Source organism: Candidatus Parakkermansia intestinigallinarum (genome assembly GCF_944389695.1).
GTDB lineage: Bacteria > Verrucomicrobiota > Verrucomicrobiia > Verrucomicrobiales > Akkermansiaceae > Akkermansia > Akkermansia intestinigallinarum.
Genome location: NZ_CALXNG010000006.1, coordinates 36,303 through 56,660 on the forward strand (window position 1 = coordinate 36,303; position 20,358 = coordinate 56,660).

The 20,358-nt window shown below is 63.9% G+C and carries 20 protein-coding genes; 9 read left to right on the forward strand and 11 right to left on the reverse strand.

The features are described 5' to 3' along the window. Window positions 1-2: 2 nt before the first annotated feature. From AC6UAL_RS02805 to AC6UAL_RS02815, 3 genes are all read left to right on the forward strand, one after another. Window positions 3-1,205: a DEAD/DEAH box helicase gene (locus AC6UAL_RS02805; RefSeq protein ID WP_500681840.1), complete on the forward strand. Its 1,203-nt coding sequence runs from the start codon at window positions 3-5 to the stop codon at window positions 1,203-1,205. A gap of 6 nt (window positions 1,206-1,211) precedes the next feature. After that, window positions 1,212-1,718 carry a crossover junction endodeoxyribonuclease RuvC gene (ruvC, locus tag AC6UAL_RS02810; protein WP_500681841.1) on the forward strand — a complete coding sequence of 169 codons (507 nt, stop codon included), beginning with the start codon at window positions 1,212-1,214 and terminating at the stop codon, window positions 1,716-1,718. 152 nt (window positions 1,719-1,870) lie between these two features. Beyond that, the gene (locus AC6UAL_RS02815; protein WP_500681842.1) at window positions 1,871-2,098 is read left to right on the forward strand and encodes a hypothetical protein; all 228 of its coding nucleotides are present in this window, start codon (window positions 1,871-1,873) and stop codon (window positions 2,096-2,098) included. Here the strand turns inward: AC6UAL_RS02815 and AC6UAL_RS02820 are convergent. The 3 genes from AC6UAL_RS02820 to AC6UAL_RS02830 form a co-directional block, all read right to left on the reverse strand. After that, a complete protein-coding gene (locus AC6UAL_RS02820; protein ID WP_500681843.1) occupies window positions 2,089-2,652 on the reverse strand; it encodes a hypothetical protein in 564 nt (187 codons plus the stop codon). The genes AC6UAL_RS02815 and AC6UAL_RS02820 overlap by 10 nt on opposite strands. Window positions 2,653-3,343: 691 nt before the next feature. Then, window positions 3,344-3,961: a hypothetical protein gene (locus tag AC6UAL_RS02825; protein ID WP_500681844.1), complete on the reverse strand. Its 618-nt coding sequence runs from the start codon at window positions 3,959-3,961 to the stop codon at window positions 3,344-3,346. Between the two features lie 55 nt (window positions 3,962-4,016). Next, window positions 4,017-4,751 carry an outer membrane lipoprotein-sorting protein gene (locus tag AC6UAL_RS02830; protein ID WP_500681845.1) on the reverse strand — a complete coding sequence of 245 codons (735 nt, stop codon included), beginning with the start codon at window positions 4,749-4,751 and terminating at the stop codon, window positions 4,017-4,019. 261 nt (window positions 4,752-5,012) lie between these two features. Here AC6UAL_RS02830 and AC6UAL_RS02835 point away from each other — a divergent pair, with 261 nt between their 5' ends. After that, on the forward strand, window positions 5,013-5,975 hold the full coding sequence (locus AC6UAL_RS02835) for a sugar phosphate isomerase/epimerase family protein (RefSeq protein WP_500681846.1): 963 nt from the start codon (window positions 5,013-5,015) through the stop codon (window positions 5,973-5,975). Between the two features lie 199 nt (window positions 5,976-6,174). Here AC6UAL_RS02835 and AC6UAL_RS02840 read toward each other — a convergent pair whose 3' ends face one another. The 6 genes from AC6UAL_RS02840 to hemL form a co-directional block, all read right to left on the reverse strand. Beyond that, a complete protein-coding gene (locus AC6UAL_RS02840) occupies window positions 6,175-6,795 on the reverse strand; it encodes a TetR/AcrR family transcriptional regulator (RefSeq protein ID WP_500681847.1) in 621 nt (206 codons plus the stop codon). A gap of 78 nt (window positions 6,796-6,873) precedes the next feature. Continuing rightward, window positions 6,874-7,821: a thioredoxin domain-containing protein gene (locus AC6UAL_RS02845; RefSeq protein ID WP_500681848.1), complete on the reverse strand. Its 948-nt coding sequence runs from the start codon at window positions 7,819-7,821 to the stop codon at window positions 6,874-6,876. Next, a complete protein-coding gene (gene mazG, locus AC6UAL_RS02850) occupies window positions 7,822-8,643 on the reverse strand; it encodes a nucleoside triphosphate pyrophosphohydrolase (RefSeq protein WP_500681849.1) in 822 nt (273 codons plus the stop codon). Continuing rightward, window positions 8,633-8,950: a hypothetical protein gene (locus AC6UAL_RS02855; RefSeq protein ID WP_500681850.1), complete on the reverse strand. Its 318-nt coding sequence runs from the start codon at window positions 8,948-8,950 to the stop codon at window positions 8,633-8,635. The genes mazG and AC6UAL_RS02855 overlap by 11 nt, the downstream gene beginning before the upstream one ends. A gap of 153 nt (window positions 8,951-9,103) precedes the next feature. After that, entirely contained in the window at window positions 9,104-9,631 is a 528-nt protein-coding gene (locus AC6UAL_RS02860; RefSeq protein WP_500681851.1) for a hypothetical protein, read from the reverse strand. A gap of 64 nt (window positions 9,632-9,695) precedes the next feature. Then, window positions 9,696-10,982, reverse strand: coding sequence for a glutamate-1-semialdehyde 2,1-aminomutase (gene hemL / locus AC6UAL_RS02865; RefSeq protein WP_500681852.1), 1,287 nt, complete (start codon window positions 10,980-10,982; stop codon window positions 9,696-9,698). 375 nt (window positions 10,983-11,357) lie between these two features. Here hemL and AC6UAL_RS02870 point away from each other — a divergent pair, with 375 nt between their 5' ends. The 4 genes from AC6UAL_RS02870 (at window position 11,358) to AC6UAL_RS02885 (ending at window position 15,537) form a co-directional block, all read left to right on the forward strand. Continuing rightward, complete coding sequence (locus AC6UAL_RS02870; RefSeq protein WP_500681853.1) at window positions 11,358-12,053, forward strand: Bax inhibitor-1/YccA family protein; 696 nt, start codon at window positions 11,358-11,360, stop codon at window positions 12,051-12,053. A 118-nt stretch (window positions 12,054-12,171) separates the two neighbouring features. Then, window positions 12,172-12,636 carry a Jag family protein gene (locus AC6UAL_RS02875; RefSeq protein WP_500681854.1) on the forward strand — a complete coding sequence of 155 codons (465 nt, stop codon included), beginning with the start codon at window positions 12,172-12,174 and terminating at the stop codon, window positions 12,634-12,636. After that, the gene (locus AC6UAL_RS02880) at window positions 12,633-13,358 is read left to right on the forward strand and encodes a hypothetical protein (protein WP_500681855.1); all 726 of its coding nucleotides are present in this window, start codon (window positions 12,633-12,635) and stop codon (window positions 13,356-13,358) included. The genes AC6UAL_RS02875 and AC6UAL_RS02880 overlap by 4 nt, the downstream gene beginning before the upstream one ends. Before the next feature lie 49 nt (window positions 13,359-13,407). Then, window positions 13,408-15,537: an alpha-galactosidase gene (locus AC6UAL_RS02885; RefSeq protein ID WP_500681856.1), complete on the forward strand. Its 2,130-nt coding sequence runs from the start codon at window positions 13,408-13,410 to the stop codon at window positions 15,535-15,537. A gap of 42 nt (window positions 15,538-15,579) precedes the next feature. Here the strand turns inward: AC6UAL_RS02885 and AC6UAL_RS02890 are convergent, their stop codons facing one another. After that, window positions 15,580-17,739, reverse strand: coding sequence for a RecQ family ATP-dependent DNA helicase (locus tag AC6UAL_RS02890; protein WP_500681857.1), 2,160 nt, complete (start codon window positions 17,737-17,739; stop codon window positions 15,580-15,582). A 158-nt stretch (window positions 17,740-17,897) separates the two neighbouring features. On the opposite strand from AC6UAL_RS02890, the gene AC6UAL_RS02895 reads away from it, so the two are divergent. Then, window positions 17,898-18,080, forward strand: coding sequence for a hypothetical protein (locus AC6UAL_RS02895; RefSeq protein WP_500681858.1), 183 nt, complete (start codon window positions 17,898-17,900; stop codon window positions 18,078-18,080). A 105-nt stretch (window positions 18,081-18,185) separates the two neighbouring features. Here the strand turns inward: AC6UAL_RS02895 and AC6UAL_RS02900 are convergent, their stop codons facing one another. Continuing rightward, window positions 18,186-20,291 carry a glutamine synthetase III family protein gene (locus AC6UAL_RS02900; RefSeq protein WP_500681859.1) on the reverse strand — a complete coding sequence of 702 codons (2,106 nt, stop codon included), beginning with the start codon at window positions 20,289-20,291 and terminating at the stop codon, window positions 18,186-18,188. Window positions 20,292-20,358 lie beyond the last annotated feature (67 nt).

The window sequence follows — 20,358 nt, forward strand, 5'->3', positions numbered from 1 at the left end:
CGATGAAGTTTGAAGAATTGGGCCTTGCAGCCCCCATTTTGGAAGCCGTCAAAGACTGCGGCTACGAGCACCCCACCCCCATTCAGGAACAGGCCATTCCCTGCGTGCTGCAGGGACGCGACGTCATCGGCGCCTCGCAAACCGGCACGGGCAAGAGCGCGGCTTTTGCACTGCCTCTCCTCTCCATGATTGAGCATACCGGCGAGCCTCAGGTTCTCGTGCTCGAACCGACGCGCGAGCTGGCGGATCAGCTGGCGGAGGCCTTCCGCAGCTACGGGAAACACACCGATATCAGCGTCGCCCTGCTCTACGGCGGCGTGGGCTACGGCGCCCAGTCCGAGGCGCTCAAGGCGGGCGCGGATGTCGTCGTTGCGACACCCGGACGCTTGGTTGACCACTTCTACCGGGGCACGATGAAGTTCAAGAAGGTGAAGCACTTGGTGCTCGACGAGGTCGACCGCATGACGGATATGGGCTTTTTGCCCATCGTGCGCAAAATTGTCAATCTCTGCCCTTGGGAGGGGCGGCAGACGCTCTTCTTCTCGGCGACGATGCCGCAGATTCTCCGCGGCTTCGCCAAGTGGTGCCTCAGGGAGGACCCCGCAGAAATAGCCATCGCCCGGCGCGAGGTGGCGGCCACCATCTCGCATGCCTTTTACCCCGTGGGGCTCGACCAGCGCGATGATCTGCTGCTCGCTCTCGTCAAGTCGACGGACTTCCGCAACCTCATGGTGTTCACCCGCACGCGAAAAGAAGCCGATGCCGTCAGCCGCCTGCTGATCAACAACGGCTGGGACGGTCAGGTGGCCGTCATGCACTCGGATATCCCCCAGAAGGAACGCATGGAGGCACTGCGCGGCTTCAAAGAGGACAAATACCGCATCTTGGTCGCGACTGACGTGGCCGCACGCGGCATTGACGTCAGCGGCGTGACGCACGTCATCAACTACCGCGTGCCGGAAAACCCCGAGGACTACGTGCACCGCATCGGGCGCACGGGCCGCGCGGAAGCCACGGGCGATGCCTTCACGCTGCTGACGGCAGACGAGATTGACTTCGCCAAGAGCGTCGAAGGCTTCATCAAGCAGAAAATCGAGCGCCGCAAGCTCGAGGGCTTCCCCTACGCCTACACGGCTCTGCTCGATACCGAGCTGAGGCCCGTGCGCAAGCCCCGCCCCGCTTCCAAGCCACGCCGCCGTCGCTGATACGCCATGCGCGTCGTGAGCATAGACCCGGCGATCCGCAACACCGGCTACGCCGTACTCGAAGGCGACTACCGCGAGGCCCGCGCCCTCGAGTACGGCACGCTGAGTCTGCCTGCCTCCATGCCGCAGAGCTCGTGCCTGCGAGCCATCCACGAGCAGGTCTGCTCGCTGATCCGCCGCTGGAAGCCCGACGAACTGGCCATTGAGGCCATTATCTACGTGCAGTCGCACCGCACCGCCATCTCGATGGGCTCGGCACGCGGTGCCAGCGTGCTGGCTGCCGCGCTGCACGACCTGCCCATCGTTGAATACCCGCCCGGCTGCGTGAAGCTCGCCACCGTCGGCAAGGGGCGAGCCGTCAAGCAGCAAGTGGCCTTCATGATGCGCGCCATGCTCCGCCTGACGGAGACCCCTGCCCCCGATGCCGCCGATGCGCTGGCCGTCGGCTACACGCACTTAGCCGCCACGGACCCGACGCGTGCCAAGCTCTTCAGCGAGCGCAAAATCATCTGATCGCGGCTCGGCGTGCCGCCCCGCGCCCGCTGCGGCACGCGGCGGCGCATCCGTCGGGGCGAAAAATCCGGTGCTGAAAGGGGTGATTTTTTTCTTTTTTTTAAGCGCCATTTGAAACTTCTCTTTTTTAGTGGTGTTTCAGTATTGGCTCCATGAAAATCAAAAACATCACCCGATACACGTACGACACGACGGCCTTCCAAGGCTGGCGTCTCAATATCTGCCGCAACAGCAGGCAGTTCACCAAATATTTCTCGGACAAGCAATTCGGCAGTCCCGAGGCTGCGCTGCAGGCTGCTCTCACGATGCGCAACAGCATCATCGACGAGCTCAAGCTTCGGCCGAACGAGAGCGAGACCATTTTCGCGCGCTACCGCTGAGAGTCGCCGGGCTCGGATCTTTCGGGCTTTGACTCAGGAGCACCGCTGCGCAGAAGGTTGATTTCTCGCTCCTTTTCGCGCAGAGCCCTCAGGTAGACGGCCAGTTTTCGCACCTCTGCTCGAACGAAGAGGCTCTTAACTCTCGCACCCCGCTGCGGAGAGGAGAAGCGCATCTTGACTTCCCGGAGGCGCCCTCGCTGCACGTAGCGATACAGCGAGCTGCGCGCCACCTTGAGAATGGCCAGCGCCTCGGGGACGGTGATGAGCTTCGGCGGTCTTTTGTCGGCCAAGGGTGCGCGGCTCTCCACCAGCGCCATCACCTGCTCCTTTTTCCAATAGAGGCGCATCACCTTATCGTCGCCCTGCACTTTGCGCCGCCTCACCTTGTGTCGTGAGAGCGTGGCGCGTGCGGAGGCGAGGGTGCACCCCATCAGTCTCGCGGCTTCGCGCGAAGAAATACCCCATTCTGGGACCTTCGTGTAGGGACGGCCGCTGCGCCTGTCCCAGCCCTTCCTGCCTGCAATAACCTCGCGCGGGTAAACAACACCCGGCATATCGATAAGCCGCACTCCGCCGGCTCCAATGAGCGTGCGCGGCAGTCGATCAAGGCTCCACATATACCTGCCTTATGTACTTCTCATCGTCGCTCATCAACAGAACCACATCACCCATACTCGATACATCATCGGATGCGATTGCTTTCAGCCATATAAAGCACATTTTGGCGATTCAAGCAACGGATTTTTAATTTTTTTCTTTTGCCTTATTTATCAGGATATAGCACGCATAGGTTCTGCAGAGCTGTTTTTAATAACAAACTCCCGTTTTTTCGCCGTTTTGAATCGCTGAGTGTTGATTCTCTTACGAATACTGAGGAGCAAATTCGACGATTCGGGCTCTTTATGGGGAGCTTCGTCTCTCTCGACGCTCTCGGCACTCTCGGCACTCTCGGCGCTCTCGACGCTCTCGCGCCCGCAGAGCCCGCAGAGCCCGCAGAGCCCGCAGAGCCCGCTCGCGCACGCCGGGCCGCGCGCAGGCTGCCGGAGTCCGCAGGCGACGGCGCTGCCTCCCCCCCCTCTGCCGCGGAGGGCGTCCGACTGAGGCGCGCGGCGCGGGAAAAGTTTTTTCGCTGCGGCGGGCGGCGGGCGGCGTTTCCCTCCGAGTGTTCACGCTCCGCGGTGCGGCGGCGGCGAGCCTCGGCGGCGGCGGGCGGCGCGGAGGAGGACGGGAGGGGCAGTGCGGGGCTCAGTCCAGATGTTTGAGGGCCATCTTGCCGTAGACGGTTTCACTGAAGGCGGCAGCGCGTTCGTACATGCGCTTGGCGCGATCAGGCCGATCGGGCATCTCCTGCTCGATGAGTTTGGCCGCGCGGTAATACAGGAGGGCCCGGTCTTGGATATCTTTGACGGATTCGGCTCCTTCGGTGAGGGCGTCGAGGGCGGCGGGGACGTTGTGAAAGCTTTCCATTTGGAGGCGGGACAGCTCCTGCCAGCCTCGCAGGCGGTGGGGATCTGAACGCACGAGCACCGCCAGATCGGCGAGTTTGGCTTCGTCCTTCGATGCCTCGATTTCAGCGACCAGCCTGACCAAGCTGTCTTCGTCCGGGAAGTAGCTGCCCATGTAGAGTTTTTCGGCGACTTTTTGCCCCCACCGAGGCAGGATCCGATGCCGCAGGATGAAGACAACGAGCAGACAGAGGATGAGGAGTGCCGGCAGGACGCGCCCCAACAGCGGCAGCGCGGCCAAGGGGCCGGCGTCTTTGTCGAGCTCCGGCAGCTGTTCCCTCACCCAGAGCCCGTAGAGGGCGAAGGGCAGCAACAGCAGCAAAATGGTCAGCAGGCGGCGCATGCGGCAAGACTCCATGCGGGTTCGGGGAGAGCGTTACCCCCTCCCCCCCTTCTCCGACAGTCGCGCGAGCTTACTTGCGCGCGTCGGGCAAGTCCTCCATCTCCAGATAGTTGAGGGCGCTCGTGCGGCTCGGGTTCTGCGGATTGCGGATCTCGAGCTTCATCTGCTTGAAGAACCACGAGCCGTCGGAAAGTTTCTGCACCGAGGTGATCGTGAAGCGCTTTTTGAGCTTGCCGTCTCGACCGTAGCCGTCAATCTGCCAAGTCGTGCCGTTTTCTTTGTCCACCCAGACGCGCACCCAAGCGAACTGGCCGATGTCGGCATTGGGGTTGGGGACTTCGACGATGTAACAGTCGCGTCCTTTGATGCGGGAATCCGAAGTATCCTCCAGAACGCGACCGCCCTTCCAGTAGAGGAAACGCAGCGAGAGGTCTTCGTAGCAGACGTCCGTGCCGGCAATGGTGTCCGTGTAGTCCTTGGGCGACATTTGCGCGGCCTTGTTGCCGGTGACGCGATAGAGGCTGACGTTGGTCTCGCTGATGCGTACGTCGAAGCGCTCCCAGCCGGATTTCTGCTTGTACTGGAACACGATGGTATCGCCGCGGGAACTCAGGCTGAAGGGGACTTGGTTGCGGCCTTTGCGGATGGTGCCGCGCACGTCGCGCTCGCCTTGGCTGACGGTCATCTTGCGGACGGCGGCCAGAAGGTCGTCGGCGCGAGGAGTCGTTTCATCCGCCGAGGCGCTGCCGGGCAGCATGGCAACGGCGCAAAGGGGCATGAGCATCCACTTGATCCACTTGTTCATGCCCGCTATATATCACAGGCGGAGCTCATTGAGAAGTTTATTTTCTCCGAATGGCGGCTCATGACACGGATACGCCGCCGGAACGCGCGATTCGCGCCGGGTGTTCCCGAGTTCGGCTCAGACTGCGGCTCCGGCTGACGGCCCGGGGTCTCGGCGAACGCGCTGCGGGGCTTTCCGCTCCTGTCATGCGGTACGCGGCACGCCGACGGGCGGGAGTCAAAACGCTTGTCGCGCGCGGCAAGATTTGATACACTCCCCCGCGTGAATGTTTTTTCGAGCTGCTGGAACAGCAAGCGCCACAAGGACGGCGGCGCCATGTGCGATGAAATCCGCGCGTTGGGCTTCGACGCCATAGAGGCTTCGCACGGTCTTTCGCTGAGCATGTTGCCGGGCATCATCAAGGCGGTGGATGAGAAGCGTATCCGCGTGGAAGGCGTGCACAACTTCTGCCCGGCACCGCTCGATGTTCCGGGCGATGCTCCCGACGCCTTTCGCTTCACGTCGCACCGCGCGGAAGTTCGCGAGCGGGCGCTGCGGCTGACGCGCGAGACGCTCGAGGTGGCCGCTCGCCTCGGGGCTCGCTACGTCGTGCTACACATGGGCTCGGTTGAGCTCTTTCGCGGGCGGGCGGGCACTCGGCAGTTGGAGCGCTACGCCCGCCACGGGCAGTTGGGCAGCCGCGAGTATTTGCGCTTCAAGGGGCAGCTGGTTCGCAGGCGCGAAAAGCTGGCTCCGCTCTACTACGAGCGTGCGCGGCAAGCGCTCGAAGCGCTGCTTCCCAAGGCGCGCGAGCTGGGGCTGGTGCTGGCCGTCGAGGGGCGGAGCCATCTGGAGCAGGTACCCGGCGAGCTTGAGATGCCGCGCCTGTTGCAGGAGTTCCGCGACGAGCCCTCCGTGCGCTACTGGCATGATTTCGGCCACATTCAGCGCAAACACAATCTGCTGCTGCTCGATCACGCGCAGTATCTGGCCGGTCTGCAGGGGCTGATGTTCGGCGCTCATGTCAATGACGTGCAGTGGCCCGCACGCGACCACCGCGCTCCCTTTTTCGGCGGCGATGTGGACTTCGAGACGCTGCTGCCGCGTTTCTTCACCCGCAGCATGCCGCTGACGTGGGAGCTCTCACCTTCCGTCACCGCCGAGCAAATACGCGAGGCCAAACAGCGCTGGGATGAGCTCATGACGCGCGTGCCCGCCGCTGCTCCGGACGCGGGGCGGGGCTGAGAGCCGAGGGGGAGGGGCTTTTTCTCTGCCGCGGCTCCGTCGGCGCCTCCTCGCACTTGCCGCCCGGCACAGGTGGGCAAGTGCCCCTGCCCTTCAAGCGGTCGGCACCATATCGCCGCACCCTGAAAATGCAGTGCAGACCCAGCGTCCGTCAACCCCGGCGTCCGCCAACCCCGGCGTCCGCCAACCCCAGCGTCCGTCAGCCCTGCGCGTAGGTGCGCAGCAGGGCGACCATATCGGACGCGAGGCGGCGGATGGCGGCCTCGCGGTCGCCGATGCGGGGCAAGCCCCAGAGCGTGAATTCGTCGTGCGCCACGAGGTTGAAATACATGCCGCGCAGGCTGGTCAGGCACCAGAGCCAATCCGTGCGAGACAGGCCGGGGAAGCAGTCGAGCACGGCCTGCTGCCACTCCTGCAAGGCCCAGGAGTAATGCGACTCGTAGACGTCGCGGGTGAGCTCGGGGCTCTCATAGCCCATTTTGTTCAGAAAGGCGAGCACCTGCTCGCCGTCGGCCACCGCAGCATCGCGCCAGCGCGTGATGGGCGCGGCCAGCCACGAGTAAATCACCTCCTCCGCCGAGCCGCTCGCCCGCGCCTCGGCGAGAGCCTCGAGGCAGACGGCATTGTACTGCTCCGCGAGGAAGGCGAGGGTATCGCGGTACAGATCAGCCTTGCTGCCGAAGTGGTAGCGGATCAGCCCGATGTTCACCCCGGCGGCCTGAGCAATGTCGCGCACGGCCGCGCCGCGATAGCCCAGTGCCGTGAACTGGGCGATGGCCGCACGCATGATCTGCGCTTTCGTTGCTTCAGACTTGTTCATGGAAGGTGACCCTTGCGGAGGGAGCCGACCGAGCCGCGGACGGCTCCCCTGCACCGCCGCGAGGCGCTATCGGCTTTTTCAGTTTTTCTTGCTGCCGGAGCTTGGGGAGCGGGATTCGACGTAGGCGGCGTCTTCCGCCGTCATACTCTTGAGTCTCATGCGCAAGACGCGCCCGCCGACCTGGCGCAGATAGGCGACGCCGCGTGCGCGGTCGACGCGCTGGAGCTTCGCAAAGAACGTGCCTCGGCGGTTGGAGCGCGTCCAATCGCGGTACCCCTTGTCGCGCAGCTTGTCCTTGTAATCCTCATAATCGCTCTCGGCATTCTCGAGAGCCTTGCAGATTTCAGCCTCGCGCGCCTTCCAGTCGGTATCGTCGACGCCGTCGATCACGGGTGTTACACGGCCGGACATCGAAACAACGACGACGGCCGGGCGCCGCGAGACACCGAAGCGCCGCCCCATCGCCCGAAGATCGTTGAGCGAATAGCGCGATTTGTGCCCCGTGAACTCATCGGTCGTCTCGCTGTCATCGAGCAGAACGCGGATCACGCGGTTGTCGCACCAGGAGTCAAAAGACGGCGTGTTGAGCACGGCCTCGGCAAGCGCGTTGCTCTTCGGGCTGGCCATGGAGTCGTGAAACCAAATGAGCATCGGGCGCTCGGTGCGGCGCGCCAGACGCAGCGCCGTGCTGTAATCGGAAATCCAGCCGTTGCCGCGGCGGCGATTCTCGTAGAGAGCGTTGATTTGCTCCTCGCTGGCTTCAATGTCGTCGGGGTCGGAGAAAATCAGCTCGCCCTCCGCGCCGTTATCGAAATTGCGCAGCTCTTCCTCCGTCGCCACGTTGAGGTTGACGGCGTTGATATCGCCCTTGTTGGCGAGGAGCGGGTTGCCCAGCTGCGGCAGCTGATCGGCGGCGACCGGGGCGCGATCCTGCTTCTTCTCCTCGGCTTTGCCGCCGAAGAGCGAGCAGGATGACAGCAGCAGAGCCGCCGAGAGACCCAAACACAACAGCAGGCGATTCCGCATTCAACACTCCTTTCCCGCTTTGACTTGCTGCCAAGCCTCTTCCATCTGCTCGGCCGTCGCCTCCTTCAGGCCGATACCCCGGGCCTTCAGCAAAGCCTCCAGCGCGTTGAAGCGGCGCTCAAACTTGCGGTTGGCCGCGTCGAGAGCCAACTCGGGGTCGACCTTGCGGCGGCGGCAGAGGTTCACCACCGTGAAGAGCAAATCGCCGAGCTCCTCCTGCACGCGGGGATCGCTGTCGGGCAGAGAAAGCGTCTCCGCCACCTCGTCGGTCTCTTCGCGGATTTTGTCGACCACGCCGGCGTGCTCGGGCCAGTCGAATCCGACCTTGGCGACCTTCTTGGTCATCTTCCAAGCCCGAAGCAGGGAGGGCAGTCCCTTGCCGCAATCCTGAAGATAGGGCTTGTCTTCGATGTCGTGCTCGCGGCGCTTGATTTGATCCCACTGGCTGACAACCCCTTCGGCGTCGGCCACCTGAGCCGCGGCAAAGACGTGCGGGTGGCGGCGCACCAGTTTGTCGGACAGCTCGCAGGCAATCTCGTTAATGCCGAAGCCCGCGTCGGGGTTCTCCTGCGCCATTTCAGCGTGAAAGAGCACCTGCAACAGCACGTCGCCCAGCTCCTCGCGCAGGTGCGCCCAGTCGCGGGCGCGAATGGCGTCTATGCTCTCGTAACACTCCTCAATGAGATTCGACACGATGCTGTCGTGCGTCTGCTCGGCATCCCAAGGGCATCCGCCGGGAGCGCGCAGGCGGTGCATGATGGCAATGGCACGCTCGAGCTGGCGCTCGGGCACCCGGCAGTTGATCATCTCGTCATCGGTCATGGCGCTCTGCTCCTTGGTGTCCGCGTCGATCGCGACGCTCGTTGCGGGCTTTGCCGGCGATGATATCGTCGACGTGCTGCACCATATCCCACGAAACGCGCCGGCGCTGGTACTTGCGCCAGAGCAAATCGCGCAGAGCCGCCCAGGTGTCCTCCGTGAACTCCGCGGGCGTGAAACTCACCTCATCCTTCTGAGCGCGCCCCACCTTCGGGGCGCTGGCCAGTTGCCACCAGCCGCCGAAGTACGACGCCTCATAGATGACCTTGTTGCCGTCGGCATCTTTGTCCTGCCAAGAAAAAACCTCCATAAGATTTGTGAAAAAGTACGCGTTGGGAAGCCGGAAGATGGGAGTCGGGAGTCGGGAGTTGGTGAAAAGGGAAAAGGAGAAAGGGTGAAAAGATGAAAAAGGTTAAAAGATAAAAAAGAGGGGGAAAAGGTGCAAAGAGAGCGGAGCGGCCCCTCAGCGGCGAGAGCCCTTGCCCGATCGGAGCTCCTGATGGATGCGGGCGGCATCCTCACTCAGCGTCGGGGTGATCTCGGCCGCATTCGGGTTGAGCGAGATGATGAGCGGCTTGGAACGCTTGCCGCGCGCGTCATAGCGATAAATCACGCGCTGCACCAGCTTCTTCTCGGGGTAGGAATACATGCGCTCCTCGATCAGGCGGGACTTGCGGTCATAGCCGTACGACACCTTGTAGATAACCTCGTGCTTGTCGTTGTAAATCACGCAGCCCAGCAGCTGCCCGTAGCGGCTCTCGGTGTAATCGTTGATTGCCGCGAGTTTGCCGCTGGCCGTGTAGGTGGCGCAGAGCATCCCCTTCCACCCGACTTGGCGCTTGTAATACGAGCGCGTACCGTCGGGGTGGCGCACCACGCGCACCACGTCGCGTTCCTGCTCCGTGACCTCGGCACTTTGAGCGGATAGCTCGGGTGCAAGTGCCGCCACCAAGAGCCCCGTGAGCAAACAAGCGGTAAAACGTTGCATCATGTCCGTATCATAACCTGCGCGTGCCGCTTTGGCAAGACTTTTGCGTGCCATACGGCGCGGCGCATCAGCCCGCAAACGCCACCGTCAGCGCCCGCCGCATGGCCGCGATCGTCGCGTCGATATCGGCCTCGCCGTGAGCCGTCGAGATGAAGCCCGTCTCATACGGGGACGGTGCCACGTAGACCCCCTGCTCGAGCATCGAGAGGAAGTAGCGGCGGAACAGCCCGAAATCACCGCTCATCGCCGAATCGAGATCCGTCACGTCGCGCTCGGTGAAGAAGAGGCACCACATCGAACCGCTGCGCTTGAAGGTCAGCGGGTGGCTCAGATCATGCAGGATGCCGCGCACCCCTTCCTCGAGCCGAGCCCCCAGAGCCTCGAGCCTCGCATAGGCATCGGTGGCCTCCAGTTCGCGCAGCTGCGCGAGTCCGGCGGCCATCGCCACGGGGTTTCCGCTGAGGGTGCCGGCCTGATAAACGGGGCCGAGGGGAGAAACGCAGTCCATGATGTCCCGGCGGCCGCCGAAGGCGCCCACCGGAAACCCGCCGCCGATAATCTTGCCCAGCGTTGTCAGATCGGGCGTCAGGCCGATCTTGCCCTGCACGCCCGCCGGAGAAATGCGGAACCCCGTCATCACCTCGTCAAAAATCAGCAAAGCCCCCTCGCGCTCCGTCACCTCGCGCAGAAACTCGAGGAAGCCCGGCTTGGGCAGGTAAAAGCCCGCATTGCCCGGGTACGGCTCCACAATCACCGCCGCAATTTGCCCGCGGTAGCGTGCGAAGGCCTCGCGCACCGCCTGCGGATCATTGTAGGGCAAGGCCAGCGTCAGCGCGGCAAACTCGCGCGGCACCCCCGCGCTGTCGGGCTCGCCGTGCGTCAGAGCACCGCTGCCTGCGGCCACCAGCAAACTGTCCACGTGCCCGTGATAACACCCGGCGAACTTGATGATGTAAGGGCGCCCCGTGTAGCCGCGAGCGAGGCGTATGGCGCTCATGGTCGCTTCGGTGCCGCTGTTGGTCATGCGAACTTTCTGCATCGAGGGCACCCGGCGGCAAATCGTCTCGGCCATCTCGACCTCGACGCGCGTCGGAATCCCGTAGCCGAGGCCCAGCGGAACCGCCGCCTGCACCGCCTCGATCACCGAGCGCGGCGCATGTCCGAGGATGGCCGGCCCCCAAGTGCCCACGTAGTCGATGTACTCGCGGTCGTCTTCATCCGTCAGGTGACAGCCCTCGGCTTTTTTGACGAAAAAGGGCGCACGTTCAAGACGACGGAACGCTCGCACCGGCGAATTTACCCCGCCCGGAATCACCTCACAGGCCCGCTGGAAAAGCTCCTCGGAAATGGACATGCCGCCATTATAACCCGATCGGCCCGCTCGCGCAAGCTCGGCGACGCAAACACTCCGCCGCAGCTCTGCCGCAGCCTCCGTCCAAAAGCAGGAAACCCGAGGCATCAGCCTCGGGTTTCTCAAGCATCCCCACACGGATTCGAACCGTGGTTCTATGACTGAGAATCATATGTCCTAACCCCTAGACGATGGGGACATCTTGGAGTCTTGCAGCCGTGAGCTGCGTGACGACGCAGCGATTATAGCCGCACACCGTCGCCGCGTCAAGAGTTTTTTTCACTCTTTTGCATTTTTTCCCGCGGCGCTGCGCCGCCTCCAACGAATTGCGTCATGCTTCTTGACATCAGACACGGCGGCGTCTACAATGCGAGAGCTATGCAACAGGAAACCTCTGCTTCACTGCAAAACCTCACCAACGAGCAGGCTCTCAGCATCGTGCGCGCGTTCATGAACCGCGTCTACGCTTGGATGGCCGGCTCCCTCTTCATCAGCGCGGGTGCGGCGGCTTGGGCCGTCTCCGACCTGCAGCTGCTCAGCTGGGTCGCGCAGAACATGATGCTCTGCGCCATCATCGCCATCGGCATTCTGCTCGTCATGAGCTTCATGAGCACGCGCCTGAGCGCAAGTGCCATGGGGGCCATGCTGCTGGTGTTCGCCGCGATTGAGGGCCTGACCCTCGGCCCCGTCGTCGCCGTCACGGCATCGGGTACACTCGCCACGGCTCTTGCCTGCACGGCCGGAACCTTCGGTGTGATGAGCATCATCGGCGCCACCACGCGCGTGAATCTGCAGGGCTTCGGCCGCTTCTTCATGATGATGCTCATCGGTCTGCTGATCGCCATGATCGTCAATATCTTCATGCAGAGCAGCACGGCGGATCTCGTCATTTCGTGCATCGGCGTCCTCCTCTTCTCGGCCATGACGGCCTATGACACGCAGCGTCTCAATATGCTCGCCCTCTGCCTCGACGGCGAGGATCGCGCCAAGGGTGCGATTCACGGCGCCACGCAGCTCTATCTCGACTTCCTCAACCTCTTCCTCTTCCTGCTCAGCCTTCTGCGCGAGCGCTGATCCTCTTCCGCGCGGGTTGTCCCAAGGTCTCGGGCGACCCGCGCGGCCTTTTCGGCATCACTGCCCGAGGCCGGCCGGAGCGGGGGCCCGCCGCCCGCTCATGACTTGACGATTTTCCATGGCTGATACACAACGTCTGATCGATACCGCTACCGCCGCTCTCAAAAGCATTCTCGACCCGCTGGGCTTTGCGTGGAGCTGCACGACTGCACCCTACGATGACAGCATCGTGCTCATGCTCGAGAGCCCCGATGCCCGCTACCTCATCGGTGACGAGGGAGACCGCCTCGACGACCTCCAGTACCTCGTCAACCGCATTGTACAGGCCGAATGGGAGAGTGCTCCGCGCGTCCGCATCGACTGCGATCACTACCGCGAGCGTGCGGAAGCGAAGCTGTTGCGCCGCGCTCGCTCGCGAGCCGAGCGCGTGCTCAAAACGGGCGTACCGCTCAAAATGGAGGAGCTCAACGCCTACCAGCGCCGCCTCGTCCACAACGCTCTGGCGGCCATCCCCGGCATCCGCACGGAGTCCGAGCAGACGGAATCGCGCTTCAAGCGCATCACGATCAGCCGCTGCGAATGAAGGTTTATCTGCCGCTCCTGCTGCCGGCGGCAGCCGCATGGCTGGCGGCCGACGAATACACCGTCTACATTCCGGAGGGCAGCGACACAGCCGCCCTTGAAGAGCAGCTGCTGCCCCTGAAAGAAATTGACGGAGCCGCGCATTGGTCCTACGTGCCGCTCAGCCTCCGGGCCGACAGCGAAAAGCAGGCCGCGCGTGCCGCCATGGCCATACGCGACGGGGTCTCGCTGCTGCCCTGCCTCGCTCTTTCGGATGAACGAGGCTGCTACGCCTGCCTGCCGCTCAGCGCCATCGGCGCGGAACAAATTGCGGAGGCGCGCCGGCACGCTCAAGCGCCGGATCGCGACCGGAAAGCCAAGCGCCGCAACTATGAAGCGGCACGCTACCTGCTGTTTGCCCGCCTCAGCTTCAAACCCGCAACCGACCTGCCCGCCTGCCGAAGATACATCGACGAAGCCCGTCGGCTGGCGACGCACGAGAGTGCCGACGTCGAAGATCGGCAGCTTCTCGGTCTGCGCGTTCTCTACCCCCTGCTCATGAAGAAATACAGTCTTCTCGGGCAGGGAGCGCACACGCCCGAATCGGAGGCGGCTCTGCTCGAAGCCATCGCGGCGCTCGAGGCCGCACGCGACCTCGACCCTCTGTCCGTTCTCGGGCGTCAGGCTCATGCCGAGCGCGAGCGACTGCGAGCCGCACGCCTCAAGAGCCGCCAATACGAGTAAGAGGCCGCCGGGCATCGAGCCCTTTTCTTCTCATCCCCCTCCCTCCGCCATGCTGCTCCACTTACTGACCGCGCACAGCCAGATGAGCCTCGAAATCGGCGAGGACGGGCGCACGATGCTCTACGCGCTCGGCCCGCGCCTGCTCTGCCCCGACGACATCGGGGCGACGGCGCCCGACACGGCTTGGCCCCTCGTTTCGACCGACCTCGACGAGCGCGCACCGCAGGGCAACTACAGCGGCGAATCCTCTCTCAACGTCCGCCTGGCCGACGGGACGGCGCCCCTACAGCTGCGCCACCACAGCCACGTGCGCGAACAAATCGACGGGGGCACGCGCCTGCGCATCGAGTTGCGCGATCCGCAACACCCTGCCCTGCACGTCACCGTCACGCTCTGCGCCTATGAGGAGGAGGACGTCTTCACGCAGCAGGTTCGCCTGCAAAACGTCGGCAGCAGCGAGATGATTCTGCTGCGGGCCGATAGCCTAAGTCTGCGGCTTCGCGCCGACGCGTACACCCTCAGCGCCTTTCGCGGCGCGTGGGCGGGTGAAAATTACCTCAGCGAACAAGCTCTTGCGCGAGGGCTCTGCACCACCGTCGGCTCGCGCAGCGGCATCCAAAATGCTCAGGCCGGCACGCCGGGCTTCCTGCTCTCCCTCGGGGCTCCGGCCGGCGAAGAGACGGGCTGCTGCCTGCTGGGGGCTCTCTACTGGAGCGGCGACTACGAGCTGAGCTTCAAGCACAGCGACTACGGGCATCTCTTCTTGCGGGCGGGGCACGATTTCGCACACTCGCCCTACCGCCTGCCGGGCAAGCAAACGCTCGATCTGCCCGAGGCGGTGGTGACGCTGAGTTGCCGCGGCAAGGGCGAAGCCTCGCGGCGCCTGCACCGCCACCTGCGGCGCCGCGTGCTGCCGCGCGGGCAGGAGGCGCGGCGCTGCCTGCTCAACAGCTGGGAGGGAGTTCACTTCGGCGTCAGCGAAGAAACGGTGCTGGAGATGATTGACGCCTGCGCCGAGCTCGGCGGCATCGACCTCTTCGTGCTCGACGACGGCTGGTTCGGCCGCCGCGACGACGACAGCTCGTCGCTGGGCGACTGGCGCCCCGATACCCGCAAACTGCCGCACGGCCTTGCCCCACTGTGCGAGCGAGCCGCCCGGCACGGCCTGGGCTTCGGCATCTGGGTTGAGCCGGAGATGGTCAGCCCGCACAGCCAGCTCTACCGCGCACACCCGACGTGGGCGCTTCAGCTCGCCGGGCGCGAGCCGAAGCAAGAGCGCCGACAACTCGTGCTCGACCTCTGCAACCCGGCCGTGCAAAACTACATCCTCGACAGCGTCTTCCGCCTGCTGCGCGACAATCCCGGCATCAGCTACGTGAAATGGGACTGCAACCGCAAGATCAGCGACGCGGGCTCGCCCTGGCTGCCGTCGTCGATGCAGGGCAACCTCCCCTTTGACTACACGCAAGCCTACTACGGCATCATGCGACGGCTGCGCGAGAGTTTTCCGCAGGTCACCTTTCAGGGCTGCTCGGCAGGCGGAGCCCGGCTGGATTTGGGCGCCGCCGCCCTGCATGAGGAGTTCTGGCTGAGCGACAACACCGATCCGCACGACAGGCTCTGCATGCAGTGGAGCGCCGGCTACTTCTTCCCCGCCAACGCCCTCGGCTGCCACGTCACGGCCTCACCCAACCTCTACACCGGGCGCGAGAGCAGCCTCAAATACCGCTTTGACGTCGCTCTGGCCGGCCGCCTCGGCCTCGAACTCGACCCGCGCCGACTGAGCGCGGACGAGAAGGCCGAGCTCCGGCAGCGCTTGGCACTGGCTCGCGAGCTGAGGGACATCGTGCAGCTCGGCGAGCTCTATCGCCTTGTTTCTCCGTACGACGGCCCAGACAGCGCGGTGCTCTACCGCCGCGGGTCGCGCGCCCTCCTCATCGCCTGCACCACGCAGCGCCACTTCACGCACCAACACGCGCGCGTTCCGCTGCGCGGGCTCGACGCCGACCGCCGCTACCGCCTCCGCGAGCTCGGTCAGGACACCTGCGGCAGCCTCTGCCCGCTAAACGGGTGCAGCCTCGGCGGCGACGCGCTGATGAGCCCGAGTTCCGGCCTGCCGATTCGCTGGAATCGCCCGCAGCAGTCCTGTCTCATGCTCTTTGAGGAAGAGTCTCTTTGAGGGAGAGAGGCCGCCGGCGGGGTCGATCGCGAGCGGCAAGCCTCAATCCACCCCCTCGTAAGCCTGAATCAGCTCGACAAAAGCGCGCAGGTAGCGCCGCGCGGTGTAGGGGCCGACGCCTTTGAGGCGCGATGCGGCCTCGAGCGTCGTGGGTTTCAGGGTGGCGAGTTCGCGCAGGGTCTCGGTGTGCAGCACGCGATAGACTGGCAGGTTGTGCTCTTGGGCGATGTCGCGGCGCAGCTCGCGCAGGCGGCTCAAGAGCTCCTTGTCCGTGCGCCCCAGCGCGAGGCCCTGCAGCACGCGCTGCGCGGCGCGGCTCCTTCCGCTCGTCGCCTCGCCGCCGGGGCGCGGCTTGTCGCTCCAGCCCCGCGGCGACACCTTGGCGGGGCAGCGGCTCTGCATCACATCCTCCCCCTTGGGAGTGAGCGTCAGCAGGGGCATCTCGCCGCCCGTCGTCATCAGCAAACCCGCCTCCTGCATCGCGCGGAAGAGAGCCTTGAGTTTCTTATCGGTGAGATGGCGAAGCAGGCCGTAGGTTGAGAGCGAGGTCAGGTAGCGGTGCATCGAGGCGTTCTGCGCGCCTCGGAGCATGTCCATGATCTTGCTGCGGCCGTAGATGGCCTGCCAGTTGCCGGACTCATCGCGGCGGGAGGCTCGCGCCACCCCCGCCAGCGCCTTGCGCACCGTCAGCAGATCGTCGCCCTCGAGCGGCTCGGCTTCCGGAGCATCCTCCGCGCGGCAAACGTCGCAGTGCCCGCAGGGGCCGGCATCCGCCTCGCCGAAGTAGTCGAGAATCCACTGCTGGCGGCAATTCGTCGAGTAAGCGTAGCGCGTGATGGCTTCGATCTTGAGGTGGTCGCGGCGGGCTTTCTCTTCGAGAGACTCTCTGTCGATGTTCAAGGCGGCGAAGGGCCGCTCGGGGTCCTTCACGCGCGTGCCTCGCACGCTGCGTCCGGGCAGGTCAAAGCGCTCGATGGCGCCTGCGTGAATCAGCAGAGACAGCGCCGTGCTGACCGCCATCGGATTCACCTCGCGCCCCAAGCTCTCCGCCATCTCATCCACCGTCATCGTCAGCTCGTGAGCTTCGCGGCTGCACTCGGCGCAGAGCATGGCGTAGAGTGCGCGCAGCAACTGAAGCGGCGGATTGCTGCCCTCGAAGAAAAACTCCTGCGTTTTGAGGTCGACATGATTGAACAGCAGTTCGCAGACGGCCGGCTCCCCGTCGCGTCCGGCGCGCCCCGCCTCCTGATAATACGCCTCGACACTGCCCGGAATTTCGAAGTGAAGCACAAAGCGCACATCCGCGCGGTCAATCCCCATGCCGAAAGCGTTCGTCGCCACCACCACATCGGCCTCACCCGAAATAAAGGCGTTTTGAGAAAACTCGCGCTCCGCATCGGACATCCCCGCATGATACGCCACCACGCGCAACCCATCCCCGCGAATCTCGTCGTAGACCTTCATCACGTTCTTGCGCGTCGAACAATAAATGATGCCCTGACGCCAGCGCCGCATCACCGCGCGAATGCGATCGTACTTGGCGCGGTGATTCTCGCAGTGCGTGATGGAGAAATCGAGGTTATCGCGCCCGAAACCGCTGATGACAACGGCCGGATCGCGCAACTGAAGCGTGCGCAGAATATCCTCGCGCACCGCCGCCGTCGCCGTCGCCGTCAGCGCCATCGTCTGCGGAAAGCCCAGCCGCTCGCGAGCCAGCCCGAGCCGCAGGTAATCGGGGCGAAAATCGTGTCCCCACTGGCTGAGGCAGTGCGCCTCGTCCACCGCCAGCAAGGACACCTGCAGGCGCGAGAGCGTCGCCATGAAGCCCTCTTGCGCGAAGCGCTCCGGCGCCACATAAATCAAACGGAGCGCACCCGAGCGCAAATCCGTCATCACGCTGCGGTATTCATCGCTGCTGAGCGACGAATTGACGGCAGCCGCCGGAATGCCGCGAGCCGTCAGCGCGTCCACCTGATCCTTCATCAGAGCAATGAGCGGAGACACCACCACCGTCAGCCCCTCGCGGCACAGCGCGGGCAGCTGGTAGCAGAGCGACTTGCCGCCGCCCGTCGGCATAATGGCCATCACGTCGCGCCCCGCCATCACCGCTTCCACCACGGCATCCTGCCCCGGCCGCAGCGCCGAAAAGCCGAAAAAGCGCTCGAGGGCCTCCTGCACCACTGCTGACACCCGCTCATCCATGCCCGCGCATTGTACCAGCTTGCGGCGCCGCTTGCAAGTCAACAATCCGAGCGAGTGCGCCGCAAGACGCGGGCAACAACTGCCCCGCGTGCGGCAGCATGCGCCCTGCCCCGGCACAGGCTCGCCCCCGCCCCCGTCGCCGTGCACAATCAAGGCCTATGACCCTACCAACCATCATCTCGCGCGTCTATGCCGTCAGTTCGGCGGCGGGCTGCACCGTCAGCACCGTCAGCGGCATCACCCTGTTGAGCATTCCGGCCAACAGCCAGGGCTTCTTCGTCGCCCCGGAGACCCAAGTCGTCCTCAGCGATGAAAACGCCCTCGTCACCTGCCTGCCCTAAAACGGCGCCGGGCGCCTCTGCGGGATAAAAAAACCGGGGCTCCACTCGGAGCCCCGGACGCCCTGCGGAAGAGCGCGGACGGCGCCCTCCCCGCCGGACTGCTACTTACTTGCTGTGGATGTTGAGCATCTGAGCATAAGTGGGCACCGGCCAGAGGTCGGCATCCACGATTGCCTCGAGGGCATCAACGGTTGCGCGGGCGTCGTCCATGCACGTCTTCATGCACTCGGGGCAGCCCTTATCGATGGCTGCACTCAGAGCAGCCGTCTTGTCGATCATCTCATCGTAGAGAGCACCGACGCACTCAGCCTTCTCCGTCGCAGCCTTGAGACCGGCCTTGAGACCGGCGGCCTGAATCGAAGCCACCGTGCCGCAAATCTCGGTCATCTGAGCAGCAATGGCCGGCGCATAAATCGTCTGAAGCATATTCAGGCAAGTCTTGGCCTCAATGTCAATAAGCTTCTCGTAGTTCTCCTCCTGCACCTCAATGCGGGCCAGAAGCTCGGCCTTGGTGAGCACCCCGTACTTCTCCATCAGCGCGATCGTCTCGGGCTTGGCGAGCACCTTGAGAGCCTCGGGAGTCGTCTTGAGATGCGGCAGGCCGCGGCGCTCGGCCTCGGCGATCCACTCGTCGGAATAGCCGTTGCCGTTGAAGATGACGCGATCATGCTTCGTGATCATCTCCGTGATGAGCTCGGTCACCTTCTCCTTGAACTCGGGCTTGCCGACCCAGGGTTCGAGCTTCGTCGCCACGTCATCGAGCGTCTCGGCCACAATCGTGTTGAGCACGGCCATCGGCCAGGCGCAGGTCTGCGACGAGCCCACCGCGCGGAACTCAAACTTGTTGCCCGTAAAGGCGAAGGGAGACGTGCGGTTGCGGTCCGTCGTATCCTTCGGCAGAGCCGGCAGGATATCGACACCCAGCTCCATCGTGGTCTTAGCCGCCGAACTCTTGGCGCCGCCGGCCTTGATCTGCTCGATAATGTCGGTGAGCTGGTCGCCGAGGAAAATCGAAATAATCGCGGGCGGAGCCTCGTTGGCGCCCAAGCGGTGATCGTTGCTCGCCTTGGAGATCGACGCACGCAGCAAGTCCGCATGCACGTCCACCGCCTGAATCACACTCGCGAGGAAGGTCAGGAAGAGCAGATTGCTGTGCGGCGTCTTGCCCGGGCTGAAGAGCGAACCGAGCTCAGGCGTCGAAAGCGACCAGTTGTTGTGCTTGCCCGAACCGTTCACCCCGGCATAGGGCTTCTCGTGCAGCAGGCACACCAGATTGAACTTGAGAGCCTGGCGCTGCAGGATATCCATGATCATCACGTTGTGATCCACCGCCACATTGATCGGCTCGAAGAGAGGCGCAATCTCAAACTGCCCGGGAGCCACCTCGTTGTGGCGCGTCTTGGCGGGAACACCGAGAGCCCAGAGGGCGTGGTCCACCGAAGTCATGAACTCGAGCACGCGCTCCTTGATCGAGCCGAAATAGTGATCCTCCATCTGCTGGTGCTTGGGCGGCAGGCAGCCGAAGAGCGTGCGGCCCGTCTCGATGAGGTCGGGGCGCTGCAGGTAGAGATCGCGATCGATCAGGAAGTACTCCTGCTCCGCGCCGAGATTGCTATCCACAAAGCTCGGCTCAATGCCGAAGCAGTTGAGCACGCGGGTCGTCTGGCGAGCCACCGCCGTCATGGCGCGCAGCAGCGGCGTCTTCTTGTCGAGCGCCTCACCCGTGTACGAACAGAAAGCCGTCGGAATGCAGAGCGTCGCCGTGTTGGCCGTGCGCTTGATGAAAGCCGGCGACGTCGGATCCCAAGCCGTGTAGCCGCGAGCCTCAAAGGTCGCGCGAATGCCGCCCGAGGGGAAGGACGAAGCATCGGGCTCACCCTGAATGAGCGACTTGCCCGTGAACTCGCAAATCATGCCGCCCTTGCCGTCAGGCTCAACAAAGGAATCATGCTTTTCAGCCGTTGCATCCGTGAGCGGTTGAAACCAGTGCGTGTAGTGCGTCGCACCCTTGGAAATCGCCCACACCATCATCGCCTGAGCCACCTCATCGGCAATGCTCGGATCGAGGCGACCGCCCTTCTGGATGGTCACCATCAGCTTCTTGTACGAGGACTTCGAGAGGTATCTCTCCATCGTCTTGATTCCGAAGGTATCGCTGCCATAGAGAGCCGAAAGACCCTCTGCCGAATCAGTCATGGTGTGCGTAGACATAGTGTTTGGGGAAATGAGTCTGTGAGGCCGGAGGTGCCGAATCACGCAAGCACCTGCCTTCGCCTTT